The organism is Corallococcus caeni (assembly GCF_036245865.1).
GTDB classification, from domain to species: domain Bacteria; phylum Myxococcota; class Myxococcia; order Myxococcales; family Myxococcaceae; genus Corallococcus; species Corallococcus caeni.
In genome coordinates, this window is record NZ_BTTW01000001.1 from 239365 (window position 1) to 254375 (window position 15011).

A 15011-nucleotide genomic window follows, 5' to 3' on the forward strand; every position below is an offset into this window, starting at 1 on the left:
ATGCCCCTGAAGTCCCTCCGCATCGCCGTCCTCCACTACCAGGCGAAGGACGACCCGCCCGACCCCGTGGTGGCGCAGGTGAGCGCGGCCCTGCGCGCGGCCGGCCATGAGCCCGTGGACCTGCGCGTGGACGAGAGCGTCTCCGACCTGGTGCGCCAGCTCACCCGCGCCCGCGCGGACCTGGTGTTCAACCTCTGCGAGACGTTCGCGGAGGATTACCGGCTGGAGGTCAACGTCGCGGCGGTGCTGGAGCTGGCGCGCGTGCCCTTCACGGGCTCCGGCACCGCGGGCCTGCTGCTCGCGCAGGACAAGGTGCTCACCAAGCAGCTGCTCCAGTTCCACGGCGTGCTCACGCCCCGCTTCGCCACCTTCGACGGCATCTCCTTCCAGGCCAACGGCGACCTGTCCTTCCCGCTGGTGGTGAAGCCCGCGCGCTCGGACGCGTCCATGGGCCTGGGGGTGGAGAAGGACATGGAGGGGCTGGCCCGGCGGGTGAAGAAGATCCGCGAGGAGTACGACGACGAGGCGCTGGCGGAGGAGTTCATCGAGGGGCGCGAGCTGTACGTCGGCCTGGTGGGCGACGCGGCGAAGCCGGAGGTGCTGCCGGTGGTGGAGCTGGACTTCGGCTCCAGGTGGAACCGCAAGCGGATGAAGATCGCCAACCGCGAGGTGAAGTTCGGCCCGGAGACGCCGGGCAGTCCGCACCTGGTGCTGCCCACGGACCTGTCGGACGAGCTGCAGGGCCGCATCGGCCGCGCGGCCGTCACGGCGTTCCGCGCGCTCAAGCTGCGCGACTACGCGCGCATCGACTTCCGCGTGTCCAGCCGCACCAACGAGCCCTACCTCCTGGAGGTGAACCCCAACCCCTACCTGGAGACGCAGTGCGAGGTGGCCATGGGGGCGAAGGAGCGCGGCCTGAGCTACGAGGCGCTCGTGCAGCGCATCGTGGAGACCGCGGCCCGGCGTCACGGCCTGGGGGTGGCGTCCAGGGCCACGCCCGGTGCGCCCGCCCGGGACGCGGCGCCCGCCCCGCACTGAGGGCGAAGGGCCGGCGCGCGGCGGCCTGTGTCGCGCGTGACGCCCTCCGCGCCGGGGCCTGGATTCCGGTGGCCCGGCCGGAGGCGTTGGCCTAAGGGGGACGGGTGATTCGCCGTCAGTGGCTGGACCATGCCAGGGCCGTCGCCCGCTTCGCGCCCGTGCGGCCCGCGGTGAAGGCGGGCCTCCGGGCCGCGCTCGCCTTCTTCGTCCCCACCGTCGTGGGCACCGCGCTGCACCTGCCCGGCGCGCTGTGGCTCGCGGTGGGCGGCTTCAACACGTCCTTCGTCGACAAGGGCGGCTCCTACCACGCGCGCTTCCGCGCCATGGGCGGCACGGCGCTGGCGGCGGCGCTGTCCGCGGTGCTGGGCGGCCTGGCGGGAATGCACCCCCTGCTGGCCATTCCCGCCACGCTGCTGTGGGTGACGGCGTGGAGCTTCGCGGGCGTGTACGGCGCCGCGGCGAACCTCACCGGCAACATCGCCGCCACCACCTTCGTCATCGCCCTGGGCCTGCCCCCGGACAGCGCGCCGGCCGCGCTGGAGTCCGGGCTGGCGGTGCTGGGCGGCTCCGCGTGGGCGATGCTGCTGTCGCTGGTGCTCTGGCCCATCCGCCCCTACCGGCCCGCGCGCAAGGCGGTGGCGGCGTGCTTCGACGCGGTGGCGGACTACGCGGAGGGGATGTCGCGCGCGGTCCAGGGCGCGCGAGAGGACGCGTGGCAGGCGCTCATCCAGGAGCAGCACGGGCGCATCCGCGAGCACCTGGAGCTGGCGCGCACCACGCTCGCGGCCACGCGCCAGGGCCGGGGCGAGCGCGGCCGGGGCGAGCGGCTGCTGGTGCTGCTGGAGGCCGCGGACGCGATGTTCATGGGGCTCATCGCCCTGGGGGAACAGCTGGAGAGCCTGGGCCCGCCGGTGAGCGGCCCGGTGGGAGACCCGCGCGCGGCGGTGGCCGTGGCCCTGCTGGACTGCGCCAACACGGCGAGGGACCTGGTGCGGCTGGTGGAGCAGGAGGGCCGCAGCCGAAGGCCCCAGCCGGAGTGGGACGGACGCGCGCTGCGCGACGCGCTGGGGGACCTGGACGCGCGAGGCCTCCTCACGCGCCTGGAGCGGGCACGGCTGTCGGACATCGCGCGGCTGCTCACGGAGCTGCGCGAGCGCGCGGACGTGGCGCTGGACACCGCGTGCCGGCTGCCCGGGCCGCCCACGCAGGCCCCGCCCCCCGCGCGAGCGCTGGCCGAGGAGACCCACGCGTCCCTGCTGGACCCCGTGCGCGCGCACCTCACGCTGGACTCGGAGGTGCTGCGGCACGCGCTGCGCGTGGGCCTGACCACCACGGTGGCGGTGTACGTCGCCAGCGTCTTCCGTCCGAACCACGGCTACTGGGTGACCATCACCGTCCTCACCATCATGCAGCCGTACACCGGGCCCACCTTCCTCAAGGCGCTCCAGCGGGTGCTGGGGACCGTGGTGGGCGGCCTGCTCGCCATCGCCGTCGCGTCGTGGCTGCAGGACCCGCGCGCGCTGATGGGCCTGGTGTTCTGCACCGCGGCCCTGTGCGTGAGCCTCATCCCGCTCAACTACGGGCTGTTCACCGTCTTCGCCACGCTCACCTTCGTGCTGCTGGCGGAGCTGGGCAGCGGGGACTGGACGCTGGCGCAGGTGCGCATCGTCAACACGCTCATCGGCGGCGCGCTGGCGCTCGCGGGCACCTTCTTCCTCTGGCAGCGTTCGGAGGGCCAGCGCTTCCCGGCGCAGCTGGCGGACGCGCTGCGCGCGGACCGCGAGTTCTTCGACGTGTTGGCCAGGGCGTGGCGGCGCGGTGAGCCGCCGGACGCGGCGGCGCTCGTGGCGGCACGCCGCAAGCTGGGGCTGGCCACCATCAACGCGGAGACGTCCTTCCAGCGCCTGCTCAGCGAGCCGCGCTGGCGCACGGAGGCCGTGGAGCCGCTGATGACGTTGCTCGCCTTCACCCGGAGGTTCGCCGCCGTCTGCACCCTGCTCGCGTCGCGGCGCTCCGTGCCCTCCACCCCGGCGGTGCTGGAGGCCCTGTCCCGCTACGCGCGGGCCATGGACGCGAGCCTGGAGGACCTGGCGGACGCGGTGCTCCACGGCCGCCAGCCCCGGCCCCTGCCCGCATTCAACGCGCTCATCGGCTGGAACGTCCCCACCCCGGACGGCCCCGGCGCGGCGCTGGGCGCGGAGGCCCCCCTGCTCCAGGCCCAGCTCGAACGGCTCGCGCGGCAGCTCAGCGTGCTCCACACCGCCGCCACCCGCCGCCTGGAGGCCCTGGCCCCCTCGGCGCCCGCCACACAGGCATCCACGACTAACACGCCTTAGCTGAACAACTGGAATAGACTGCCCGGCTCCCCCTTCGCTGTCTGGAGCCCCGCATGTCCCCCTGGTGGTCCCGTGTCCCCCTGCATGGCCTGCTGCTGGCCGCCTCCTCCCTCCTTCCGCCCGCCGCGAGCGCGGCGAACGAGACCGTGCGGGTGTGGCTGACGACGACGTCGGGCAGCACGCTGGCGAAGAAGCTCAACGCGGAAGCGAACAAGGTGTTCGGCGCGGAGACGGGCAGCGCGACGCCCATCGACGTGAACGACGGCGTGACGTACCAGACGCTCGACGGGTTCGGCGGCGCGCTCACGGATTCATCCGCGTGGCTCATCTTCAACTCGCCGCAGCGCACGGCCATCATGAACGACCTGTTCAGCGTGAGCGCGGGCGCGGGCCAGAGCGCCATCCGCCTGCCCATGGGCGCGTCGGATTTCTCGCGCAACAACTACACGTACGACGACACCTGCTGCGACCTGAACGACTTCTCCGTGGGCCATGACACGGCGTACATCCTGCCGCTGCTCCAGCAGGCGCGCGCCATCAACCCGGAGGTGAAGGTGTTCGCGCTGCCGTGGAGCGCGCCCGCGTGGATGAAGTTCAACAACTCGCTCACCGGCGGTGGCTACCTGCGCAACGACCTGTACGGCCTGTACGCGAACTACTTCGTGCGCTTCGTGCAGGCCTACCAGGCGAACGGCGTGCCCATCCACGCGTTGAGCCCGCAGAACGAGCCGCACAACGCCAACGGCGGCTACCCGACGATGCAGATGGAGTCCAACGACCAGTCCGTCTTCACGGCCCAGCACCTGCGCCCCGCGCTCAACGCCGCGGGCTTCAACGGCGTGAAGCTGCTGGCGTGGGACCACAACTGGTACGACGGCACGGGCCCCGCGGGCTACCCGCATGAGGTGATGGCTTACAACGGCGGGCAGGCGCAGGGCGCCGTCGCGGGCGCGGCGTACCACTGCTACGAGAGCCCCGAGGGCAGCTACAGCGTCCAGTCCGCCTTCCACGACGCGTACCCCACCAAGGAGGTGCACTTCACGGAGTGCACCGGCGGCTTCTGGGCCACCAACGCCGCCGCGAACCTGGAGTGGGCGCTGCAGAACAACCTCTTCGGGCCGCTGCGCCACTGGTCGCGCACGTCCTTCTACTGGAACCTCGCGCTGGACCCCAACCACGGGCCGCGCGTGGGCGGCTGCGCGGACTGCCGGGGCATGTTCACGGTGAACAACGCCAACGGCACGTACACGCGCAACGAGGAGTACTACGCGTGGGCGCACCTGGCGAAGGTGGTGCGGCCGGGCGCGGTGCGCGTGGGCGCGACGTCGCTGGGCAACAACAACATCGAGACGCTCGCCTTCAGGAACCCGGACGGCTCGCACGCGCTGGTCGCGCTGAACTCCAACGACGGCGCCACCCTGTCCTTCAAGGTCCGCTGGGGCGGCCAGGCCTTCGAGTACACGCTGCCGCCGCGCTCGGTGGCGTCCTTCCAGTGGGGCGGGACGTCCGGCACGCAGGGCCCGTGGTACCGGCTGGTCAACAAGGCCACCGGCAGGTGCGTGGACATCGTGGGCCCGTCCGCGGCGGACGGCACCGGGCTGCACCAGTGGACGTGCCACACGGGCTCAAGCCAGCAGTGGGCCCTGGTGGCCACCGACAGCGGCTACTCGCGGCTGGTGTCGCGCTACAGCGGCAAGGTGGTGGACGTGGCGGACGTGAGCCAGGCGGACGGCGCGCGCGTGCAGGAGTGGTCCTGGGCGGGCGGCGCGAACCAGCAGTTCAAGCCGGTGGCCACCTCCGGGGGCTACAGCCGCTTCGAGGCCCGCCACAGCGGCAAGGTGCTGGACGTGAACAACTGCTGGACCAGCGGTGACGGCGCCGCCGTCCAGCAGTGGGTCTGGGCCAACAACGACTGCCAGCAGTTCCGCCTGGAAGCCATGCCCTGATGCGTCCGGCGGCCCTCCTGGAGGAAGGCTGACGTCTCCAGCGCACGATCCGTCCGGCGGACAACACCCGCCCGGGCGTCCCGCACACTCCCTCGGCTCTTTTTGGATGCGAGTGGTTCCATTCACCGCATGTGCCCCCACCTTCCGGGGGCACAGGGCCCGTGAACTCCTCCGAACAACAAGATCCCAAGGGGACCCGTCCCGCCATCACGGTCCTCAACGTCAACGACGACCCGGCGACGCTGTACCTGCTGAGCCTCACGCTGCGGCAGGGGGGCTACCAGGTGCTCGAGGCCACGGGAGGGCGCGAAGCGCTGCGGCTGGCCCAGGGGCTGCCCGACCTGGTGTTGCTGGACGTGCACATGCCGGACATCGACGGCTACGAGGTGTGCCGCCGCCTGCGCGCGGACGAGGCCACGCACGACCTGCTCATCGCCCACCTGTCGTCCGTGTCCGTGCGGCGCGAGGACCGCGTGCGGGGCCTGGCCCAGGGCGCGGACGCGTACTGGACGCGGCCCCTGGCGGAGGACGAGCTGCTCGCGAACATCGAAGCGCTCCTGCGCCTTCAAGCCCGCGCCCGGGACGCCGTGCGCGCGCGCGACCGCTTCCTGCGCGTCGCCGGGCACGAGCTGAGGACGCCCCTCACCGTGCTCCGCCTCAACCTGGAGCGCGCGGTGGAGATGATCCAGGGCGACGCGGAGGCGGGCGGCGCCATGCAGAAGCGCCTGGCCCCGGCGGTGCGCCAGCTCACCCGGCTGCAGGGCCTGGTGGAGAGCCTGGCGGACGTGTCGCGCCTGTCCGAACAGGAGGTGACGCTGCTGGTGGACACGGTGGACTTCTCCCAGCTGGTGCGCGAACAGGTGGAGCGCTTCCAGGTCCCGGCCCACAGCGCGAACGTGGCCCTGGACGTGGAGCTGCCCGACACGCCCGTCCTGCTCTTTGGCGACCGGCGCATGCTGGAGCAGGCCGTGGGCCACCTGTTGTCCAACGCCGTCAAGTTCGGCGAGGACCGGCCCGCGAAGGCGCGCCTGTCCACGCACGAGGGCCACGCGGTGCTCGCGGTGGAGGACCAGGGCGTGGGCATCGCGCCGCAGGACCAGGCGCGCATCTTCCGCCGCTTCGAGCGCGTGCCCTCCGGCGGCCGGTTCGAGGGCCTGGGCCTGGGGCTCTACCTGGCCCGGGAGATCGCCGCCGCGCACGACGGCACGCTGACCGTGAAGAGCGCCCTGGGCCAGGGCGCGTGTTTCGAGCTGAGGCTCCCCTTGCATCGCACCCAGCGGTACTGACGTCTCCCGAGGAGAACGATTCGTGGCGAAGAGCGAAGGCTCGGACGCAAGCACCCCGTCCGACGAAGGAAAGAGTCCGGCGAAGCGCCTCATCACCAACGTGCCCCGGTTGGACTTCATCACCAAGGGCGGCCTCATCCAGGGCTCGTCCTACGCCATCATCGGGCCGCCGGGCTCCGGCAAGACGGTGCTGGCCAACCAGATCGCCTTCCAGCACGTGAGGAACGGCGGCAAGGCGCTCTACGTGACGCTGCTGTCGGAGTCGCACGGGCGCATGCTGGAGAACCTGTCGGAGATGACGTTCTACGACGCCAGCGTCATCCCGGACCGGCTCCAGTACCTGAGCGGCTACCGCGACCTGGAGCGCGACGGGCTCAAGGGGCTGCTGGAGCTCTTGCGCAAGAACGCCCAGGCGCACGGCACCACGCTGCTCATCATCGACGGCATGGACGCGGCGAAGGAGTTCGCCCGCTCGGACCTCTCCTTCAAGCGCTTCCTGCAGGACCTGCAGACCTTCAGCAGCATCCTGGGCTGCACCACGCTGCTGCTCGCCCCGCACCACGAGGGGGAGATCCACCCGGAGAACACCGCGGTGGACGGCATCTTCGAATTGTCCCTGTGGCTGCACGGGCCCCGCGCGGTGCGCGAGCTCATCGCCATCAAGTTCCGCGGCGGGCCGTCCCTGCTGGGCCGCCACGAGGTGGAGATCTCCAACCAGGGCATGGTCATCCACCCGCGCACGGAGGTGCAGTTCGCGCACCCCGCCGCGGAGGGGCGCGAGGACCGCATCCGCATGTCCTTCGGCATCCCGCGCCTGGACGAAGCGCTCCGGGGCGGCCTGCTGTCCGGCTCCACCACGCTGCTCTTGGGCGCGCCCGGCACGGGCAAGACGCTGCTGGGCCTGCACTTCCTGCTGCAGGGCGCGCGCGAGGGCCAGCCGGGCGTCTACTTCGGCTTCTTCGAGACGCCCCCCCGCCTCATCGAGAAGGCGGAAGGCACCGGCATGGGGGACCTCAAGAAGTACGTGGACGAGGGCCTGATTGAAATCCAGTGGCAGCCGCCGCTGGAGCACAACCTGGACTCGCTGGCGGAGAAGCTGCTGGAGCGCATCGAGGAGCGCAAGGTGGACCGCCTGCGCCTGTTCATCGACGGCGTGTCCGGCTTCCGCTCCGCCGCCGTGTACCCGGACCGCATGGGCCGCTTCTTCTCCGCGCTCACCCACCAGCTGCGGATGATGGACGTCACCACGCTGTACTCGGATGAGACGCCCCTGTTCAGCCCCGGCGTGGACATGCCCCAGCCCGAGGCCGCGTCCACCGTGGAGAACGTCATCCTGGTGCGCTACGTGGAGCTGCGCTCGCAGCTCTACCGCCTGCTCTCCATCATGAAGATGCGCGAGAGCGCCTACGACAGCGCCATCCGCGAGTTCTCCATCAGCGAGGAGGGCATCCAGGTCGCGGAGACCTTCGAGAGCGCGGAGAGCATCCTCACCGGCCACGCGCGCATGACCGGCGGGCCCTCCCCGTCCGCCAGCGTGAAGGCCCCCCTGGGCGCGCGCAAGAAGCAGGGCCGCAAGGCCTCCGCGAAGAAGAAGCCGGCCGCGAAGAAGGCCCCGACGGGCGCGCCCCGGCGGAGGCGGTCATGAAGACCGTGCTCGTCGTGGACGATGAGCTGGACATCGCGGAGGCCATCCAGGCCATCCTGGAAGAGGAGCAGCTGCGCGTCGTCGTCTGCGGCAACGGCCGCGAGGCGCTGGCCAGGCTCAAGGAGGAGAAGCCCGACCTGGCCATCATCGACGTGATGATGCCGGTGATGAACGGCTACGAGACCATCGACGCCATCCGCAAGGACGGAACCCACCACTTCCCCATCCTCGTCATGAGCGCCATCCAGCCGCCCAGGGCGAAGGCCGAGGAGCAGCGCTGGGACGGCTTCCTCAAGAAGCCCTTCTCCCTGCGCGACCTGGTGGACACCGTGGCCCGGCTGACGGCGCCGTAGGTCCACCTCTCACTGTTTCAACGCAAAGCACCCGCACCGGGCAGGCAGCCGGCGCGGGTGCTTCCGGTTGAAATCGAAATATCGCGCGCGCACAGTGAGGCCACTCTGACGCGGCGCATCCATGCACACTGAAGTCGAACCGCAGTCCCAGCGGGAGCCCGGCCTGTTCCGGCTCACCTGGCCCATCTTCTTCGAGCTCTTCCTCTTCATGCTGATGGGCACGGCGGACACGCTGATGCTCAGCGGTGTGTCGGACGCCGCCGTCTCCGCGGTGGGCGTCGTCAACCAGTACGTCTTCATCTGCATCCTGGTGATGGAGGTGGTGAGCCACGGCGCGTCCATCGTCGTGTCGCAATATCTCGGCGCGAAGCGGAGCGCGGAGGCGGCGCGCATCGCGGCGCAGGCCATCACGATGAACCTCCTCCTGGGGCTCGCGGTGAGCGGCGGGCTGCTGCTGTCCGCGGACGCCATCCTGGGGCGGATGAACCTGGAGCCCGGGACGCTCGCGTACGCGAGCACCTACTGGCACATCGCGGGCGGCTTCCTGTTCCTGCAGGCGCTCATCAACGTCTTCTCCAGCCTCATCCGCACGTACGGCTTCACGCGGCAGTCCATGTACGTGGCCCTGGGCATGAACGGAGTGCACGTGCTGGGCAACTGGGTGCTCATCTTCGGGCACTTCGGCATGCCGGCGCACGGCGTGGCGGGCGCGGCCATGTCCACCGTCTTCAGCCGCGCGATGGCGGTGGGCGTCTTCGCGTGGATGCTCTGGCGGGTGATGGACGTGCGCATGCGGCCCCGGAACTTCGTGGCGCTCACGCGCGAGTACGTGCGGAAGATATTGCGCGTGGGCGTGCCGTCCGCCGTGGAGCAGATGACGTACCACGCGTGCCAGACGGTGTTCCTGTACTACGTGACGTACCTGGGCCCGGTGGCGCTCGCGTCGCGGCAGTACGCCAACGCGATGTCCCAGTACGTGTTCCTGTGCAGCCTGGCCATCGGCATGGGCACCTCCATCCTCGTGGGGCGGCTGGTGGGGGCGCAGCGCTCGCAGGACGCGTACGCGCGCGTGCTCAAGAGCCTCCAGTGGAGCATCGGCATCACGGTGGCGGTGGACGTGACGGCCATCCTCCTGCGCGAGCCGCTCATCCGCCTCTTCACCCACGACGGCGACATCCTGCGGATGACGTCGCAGGTGCTGGTGCTGAGCCTGCTGCTGGAGACGGGCCGCTCGTTCAACCTGGTGCTGGTGAACGCGCTGCGCGCCGCGGGGGACGCCACCTTCCCGGTGCTGATGGCGATGCTGTCCATGGTCTGCATGAGCCTGCCCCTGGGCTACTACCTCGTGTTCCACCTGCAGCTGGGCCTGGCGGGCGTGTGGCTGGCGGTGGCCGCGGATGAGTGGACGCGCGGCCTGGCCATGTGGCTGCGCTGGCGCAGCCGCGCGTGGGAGCGCCAGTCGCTGGTGTCCCCGGCGGAGGCGCCGGCGGTGCTGGCGCATTAGCGGCCCGCCGCGTCGACAGGCTTTGGAGGCGGGGTCTACGATGGCCCCGCCATGCCCACGCGCCTGCGCATCATCCACTTCGACGTGTCCCAGGGGGAGTCCACCCTCATCAGCCTGCTGCCCGCGGGCGGCACGGAGCGGCACATCCTCATCGATGGCGGCAAGCTCGGCCGCGGCCGGTACGTGCTGCGCATCCTGAAGAAGCTGGGCCTCACGAAGCTGGACGCCGCCGTGTGCACGCACCCGGACGGAGACCACCACGAGGGGCTCACCCCGGTGGTGGAGGGCCTCAAGGTCACGGCGCTCTACGCCCCCGCGCACGTCTCCGACACGCACAAGTACGACAAGCTCAAGGGCGCCTGCACGCTGCACGGCACCACCTGGAGGGACGCGGCCGTCGGCAATGAGCTCATCAACGCCAACGACTGCCTGCTGAAGATCGTCCACGTGGGGCGCGGCACCGTGAGCGACGACAACCCGGCCAGCATCGGCTGCACGTTGAAGTTCCACGACTTCACCTACTTCACCGCCGGGGACCTGCCCTACGAGGACGAGGAGGGGCTGGGGCTGGGCCACATGTGCGCGTTCAAGTGCGGCCACCACGGCGCGGAGACGAGCACCTCCGCGAAGTTCGTGAAGGCCCTGAAGCCCACCGCCGCGTTCATCTCCTCGGGGCACCACAACCACGACCACCCCCGCCAGTCGGTGCTGGACATCCTCTGCGGCTCGAAGCCGCTGCAGCGCTTCTATGTCACCAACTGCGAGCCCGACCGGACCGGCTTCGTGGGCCGCAGCGGCGCGAAGCCCAAGGGCTTCGCCGCCAGCGTCCGGCCAGGCGGGGTGCTGGGCCACCTGGTCCTCTACACCGACGACACGCTCGCCCAGCACCACGACGGCACGGGCGTCACCTTCCGCGTGGCTCACCCCTCGGACCCGGGAACGGGCTTCGGATGGAAGTGGTACGCGCACGTCTGCTTGAAGGAGAACCACGTGCCGGAGAACGCGCCGCCTCCGGGCACCGCGCCCCTGAGCGCCACGGAGCTCCCGGTGTTCGACCTGGTGACCCTGTCCACCACCATCCAGGCCCTGCGGAACACCACGCCCACCTACAGCTTCTCCGACCTGGTGAGCGACTCGCAGTCCCCGTACTTCAACATGCCTGGCAGCCCCATCCGGGACTTCATGAAGGACCCGGACAACTTCCTGAAGGACACCAGCACCAAGAAGCGCAAGAACAGCGGCAGCAGCGCCCCCAAGGCCAAGAAGGTCTACGTCCACCCGAATGACGCCCAGCGCATGGAGCAGTGCGTGTGGTGCGGCAGGGCCGCGGGGAAGACGGTGAAGTACCTGGCCACCTGCGACTGCGACCTGGACTGGTACGTGTGCCCCCGATGCAAGGACCAGGAGGACGACGAGGTCCCCTGCGACGACTACCTCATCTCCGCCTGAGGCTCCCCCGAGCCATTCCGTACCCGCCGCAGCCCTTGGCCGCGCGCCCGCCCTGCACGCCTGCACGGGGCGGCCGGGCTTGCAATTTCCACAGCCGCTTCCCGTGGCCGCGCCGCGTCCCACTATTGGTGGGCCGCGTTACGGCCCAACCCGGGAGAGGCCCATGCTCGCAGTCGTCTACAAGCAGAACAGCCAGGTGAAGGTGGAGGAGGTGGAGGATCCGAAGCTGGAGGCGCCCACCGACTGTGTCATCCGCGTCACCTCCGCCGGCATCTGCGGCAGTGACCTGCACATGTACGAGGGCCGCACCGCGTCCAAGGCGGGACAGGTGTTCGGCCACGAGAACATGGGCGTCGTGGAGCAGGTGGGCCCCGGCGTGGTGAGCATCAAGAAGGGCGACCGCGTGGTGCTGCCCTTCAACATCGCCTGCGGCACCTGCTTCGACTGCGTGCGCGGCCGCACGGAGGCCTGCCTCGTCGCCAACCCGGACGCGCCGCACGCGGGCTACGGCTACGCGGGCATGGGCCCGTACCGCGGCGGACAGGCGGAGCTGCTCCGGGTGCCCTGGGCGGACTTCAACTGCCTGAAGGTGCCCGGGCAGCCGGGCGACGACCTGGAGGACGACTTCCTCCTCCTGTCCGACGTCTTCCCCACCGCCTACCACGGCACCGAGCTCGCGAACGTGCGGCCCGGGGCCACGGTGGCCGTCTTCGGCGCGGGGCCGGTGGGCCTGCTCGCCGGCTACTGCGCGCTCCTGCGCGGCGCCTCGGAGGTCTACGTGGTGGACAGCGTCCCGGAGCGCCTGGCCAAGGTGAAGGAGATGGGCGCCATCCCCATCGACTTCACGAAGGGCGACCCGGTGAAGCAGATCGTGGACCTGCGCCGCGGCAACCCGCTCATCATGGGCGCGCTGCGGCCCGGTGAGGAGAAGGCCCTGGGCGTGATGTGCGGCATCGACGCCGTGGGCTACCAGTCGCGCGACATCCAGGGCGCGGACGCGCACGGCGGCCGGGAGAAGCCCACCCAGGTGCTGGAGCAGCTGGTGGAGCTGGTGAACCCCACGGGCTCCATCGGCGTCGTGGGCGTCTACCTGGCCCCGGACCCCGGCGCCGCGGACGAGAACGCGAAGCAGGGCATCTACCCGCTGCCGTGGGCCAAGGTGTTCGACAAGGGCATCACCGTGGGCACCGGCCAGACGCCGGTGAAGCGCTACAACCACTTCCTGCGCGACCTCATCATCGCGGGCCGCGCCAGGCCTGGCATGATCGTCAGCCACCGCCTGCCCCTGCGGGACGCGCCGGACGCCTACCAGAAGTTCGACGCTCGCAAGGACGGCTACACCAAGGTCATCCTCAAGCCCCAGCTCAGCCCCAAGGCCCGCGCCTAGCCGCGCGCCCTCCAGGCCCCGGGGTGTGCACGCCCCGGGGGTTCGGGGGTATAAGGTTTGATGGTGGATGCCCTGGACAAACCCTCGACCTTGCTGGTGGTCGAGAGCTACGACGACCTGCGTGAGGCCCTGGCGGCCCTCCTGGTGCTGGAGGGCTACACGGTGCTGTCCGTGGCCACGGCCACGCAGGCGCTGGACGTGCTGGCCCGGCTCCCCCACATCCCTTCCCTGGTGCTCCTTAGCCTGATGCTGCGCAACCCGGAGGACCAGCGCTTCCTCTCCCGCCTGCGGAGCCTGGACCTGACGTCGCGGCTGCCGGTGCTGGCGCTCACGGCGGACCCGGACCTCCAGGCGCCCCCGGCCGGGACGGTGGGCCTCTTGGGCAAGCCCGTCCGCACGGAGGTGCTCCTGGCCGCCGTGGACCGCTACCGCACCCGGCACTGAAGGGCTCCTCCTTCAGGCGCCGATGTAGGCATGGAAACGCCGCAACTCCGGGTGCCAAGGGTCGATAATCCATCAACGTCCACCGTCTCGGTGGTTCGAGGGGGAGACCCGACATGAGCAGAATCGGCGAGTCCATTGGCGGAGCCATCGCGGCGCGAGTGAAGCAGGCCCTGACCCCGGAGGTCCGCCCGCCCCCGCCGCCCCCTGCCCCGGCCGTCGTCGCGCGGCAGACGTCCGACTCCTTCGAGTCCGCCCCGGCCGCCCGCCGTGGCGGCCCCGCGCTGGGGGGCGCGACGCCTGCGGCCACGCCCACCCCGGTGGGGACGGCCGGCACGACGGTGCAGACGAACGGCGGCACGGTGGCGGACTACCAGGTGGGTCCCCCGCGCCGTCCGGACATCCACCACGACAACGGCTTCCTGCAGAACCCGAACGACCCCAACGACCCGAACCCCATCCCCACGGAGAGCCCGGGCCTGGGCGACTACGCGGCGCGGGCCGAGTGGGAGCTGAAGCTTTCCGCCGCTCGCGCGGCCCAGGGCATCCCGGGCGTGCCGCACAACAACATCCCGGACGGCCTGGACACCTACGACCACTTCCTGCACGGCAACGGCGCGGACCGGCACTTCGACTACGAGCGCTTCGTCAGCACGGACCCCGCCGGCCAGGCGGTGCTCACCAACTCCACGCGCGACACGCAGCAGGCGGCGGAGGCGGCCTACAACCAGATGATCGCCCGGGACCCGTCGCTGGCCGGCAAGCCGGTGACGTTCCAGATTACCGGCTCGCAGATTGGCGTGGGCTCCAGTGAGCAGTTCCCCTACCCGGAGACGGAGAACTGGCAGAAGGCCATTGGCGGCCACTCCGTGTGGAACAGCGCGACGGTGACGGTGTACCCGCCGGAGACGCCGGGCGGGAAGCCCCGCTTCGAGATGGACATGACGCTCCACGCGGAGGACCGCTACAACTTCAACCCGGGCCAGCAGGACATCAACACCGGCACGCCGGACGCGGCCAACGGCCGGCTGGAGCGCACGGGCCTGGGGCACCAGTACACCAACTACGGCACGCTCCAGCGCCACGTGACGTGGGACCAGGGGAGCCCCGAGAATGCGACGTCGCGTCCCATCGGTGGCCGGTAGGCGCACGCTCGCTACCACCCTGCTGCTGGGGTGTGTTTCGCTGGCCTGCGACAAGCCCTCAGGGGGGAGTGCATCCATGACGACAGAGACGGCCGCGCCGGCGGCGAAGACGGGAACGGACCTGGAGACGCTGGAGAAGACCGTGACGTTGCCGCGCCGCCCCCAGGCGGTGCGGTGGCGCCAGTCTCCGCGCGGCGTCCCGGGCGGACTGGGCCCCACGGACACGCAGTTGCTCGCGGTGCTGGAGTACCCCGCGGCGGAAGGCCAGGCGCTCCAGGCCGCGCTGAAGCCCACGCGGCTGACGGTGAAGGTGGACGACGGCGGCTGGCTGCCGGCGGCCACCCGTGACGCCCTCAAGGGCGCCACCGCCTACGACGCGGCGCCCTTCTTCAAGGGCTCGCTGCGCCAGGGCACCGTGTTCCAGTTGCCGGACTCCAGCACCTTCGTGCTGGTGCTCTTCAGCAGCTAGGCAGGCCGCGCG

12 protein-coding genes are annotated in these 15011 nt (G+C 70.9%); all 12 read left to right on the forward strand.

Annotated elements, in window-relative coordinates:
• The 12 genes from AABA78_RS00955 to AABA78_RS01010 all read left to right on the forward strand — a co-directional run bounded on the left by AABA78_RS00955 (position 1) and on the right by AABA78_RS01010 (position 14999).
• The gene (locus AABA78_RS00955; protein WP_338261193.1) at positions 1–1038 is read left to right on the forward strand and encodes a D-alanine--D-alanine ligase family protein; all 1038 of its coding nucleotides are present in this window, start codon (positions 1–3) and stop codon (positions 1036–1038) included.
• A gap of 104 nt (positions 1039–1142) precedes the next feature.
• On the forward strand, positions 1143–3374 hold the full coding sequence (locus tag AABA78_RS00960) for an FUSC family protein (protein WP_338261195.1): 2232 nt from the start codon (positions 1143–1145) through the stop codon (positions 3372–3374).
• A gap of 53 nt (positions 3375–3427) precedes the next feature.
• The gene (locus AABA78_RS00965; RefSeq protein WP_338261196.1) at positions 3428–5320 is read left to right on the forward strand and encodes an RICIN domain-containing protein; all 1893 of its coding nucleotides are present in this window, start codon (positions 3428–3430) and stop codon (positions 5318–5320) included.
• A 161-nt stretch (positions 5321–5481) separates the two neighbouring features.
• Complete coding sequence (locus tag AABA78_RS00970; protein WP_338261198.1) at positions 5482–6606, forward strand: ATP-binding response regulator; 1125 nt, start codon at positions 5482–5484, stop codon at positions 6604–6606.
• Between the two features lie 22 nt (positions 6607–6628).
• Positions 6629–8251, forward strand: a complete 1623-nt coding sequence (locus AABA78_RS00975; RefSeq protein ID WP_338261199.1) for an ATPase domain-containing protein — start codon at positions 6629–6631, stop codon at positions 8249–8251.
• Entirely contained in the window at positions 8248–8604 is a 357-nt protein-coding gene (locus tag AABA78_RS00980; protein WP_338261200.1) for a response regulator, read from the forward strand. The genes AABA78_RS00975 and AABA78_RS00980 overlap by 4 nt, the downstream gene beginning before the upstream one ends.
• Before the next feature lie 121 nt (positions 8605–8725).
• Positions 8726–10108 (forward strand): MATE family efflux transporter, encoded by a 1383-nt coding sequence (locus AABA78_RS00985; RefSeq protein ID WP_338261201.1) that lies wholly within the window; start codon positions 8726–8728, stop codon positions 10106–10108.
• A gap of 51 nt (positions 10109–10159) precedes the next feature.
• Entirely contained in the window at positions 10160–11557 is a 1398-nt protein-coding gene (locus AABA78_RS00990; RefSeq protein ID WP_338261202.1) for a ComEC/Rec2 family competence protein, read from the forward strand.
• A gap of 163 nt (positions 11558–11720) precedes the next feature.
• Positions 11721–12944, forward strand: a complete 1224-nt coding sequence (locus tag AABA78_RS00995; protein WP_338261203.1) for a glutathione-independent formaldehyde dehydrogenase — start codon at positions 11721–11723, stop codon at positions 12942–12944.
• Positions 12945–13004: 60 nt separating this feature from the next.
• Positions 13005–13388 carry a response regulator gene (locus tag AABA78_RS01000; RefSeq protein ID WP_338261205.1) on the forward strand — a complete coding sequence of 128 codons (384 nt, stop codon included), beginning with the start codon at positions 13005–13007 and terminating at the stop codon, positions 13386–13388.
• Between the two features lie 113 nt (positions 13389–13501).
• Positions 13502–14530: a hypothetical protein gene (locus tag AABA78_RS01005; RefSeq protein ID WP_338261207.1), complete on the forward strand. Its 1029-nt coding sequence runs from the start codon at positions 13502–13504 to the stop codon at positions 14528–14530.
• A gap of 76 nt (positions 14531–14606) precedes the next feature.
• Positions 14607–14999 carry a hypothetical protein gene (locus AABA78_RS01010; RefSeq protein ID WP_171420123.1) on the forward strand — a complete coding sequence of 131 codons (393 nt, stop codon included), beginning with the start codon at positions 14607–14609 and terminating at the stop codon, positions 14997–14999.
• Positions 15000–15011: the final 12 nt, after the last annotated feature.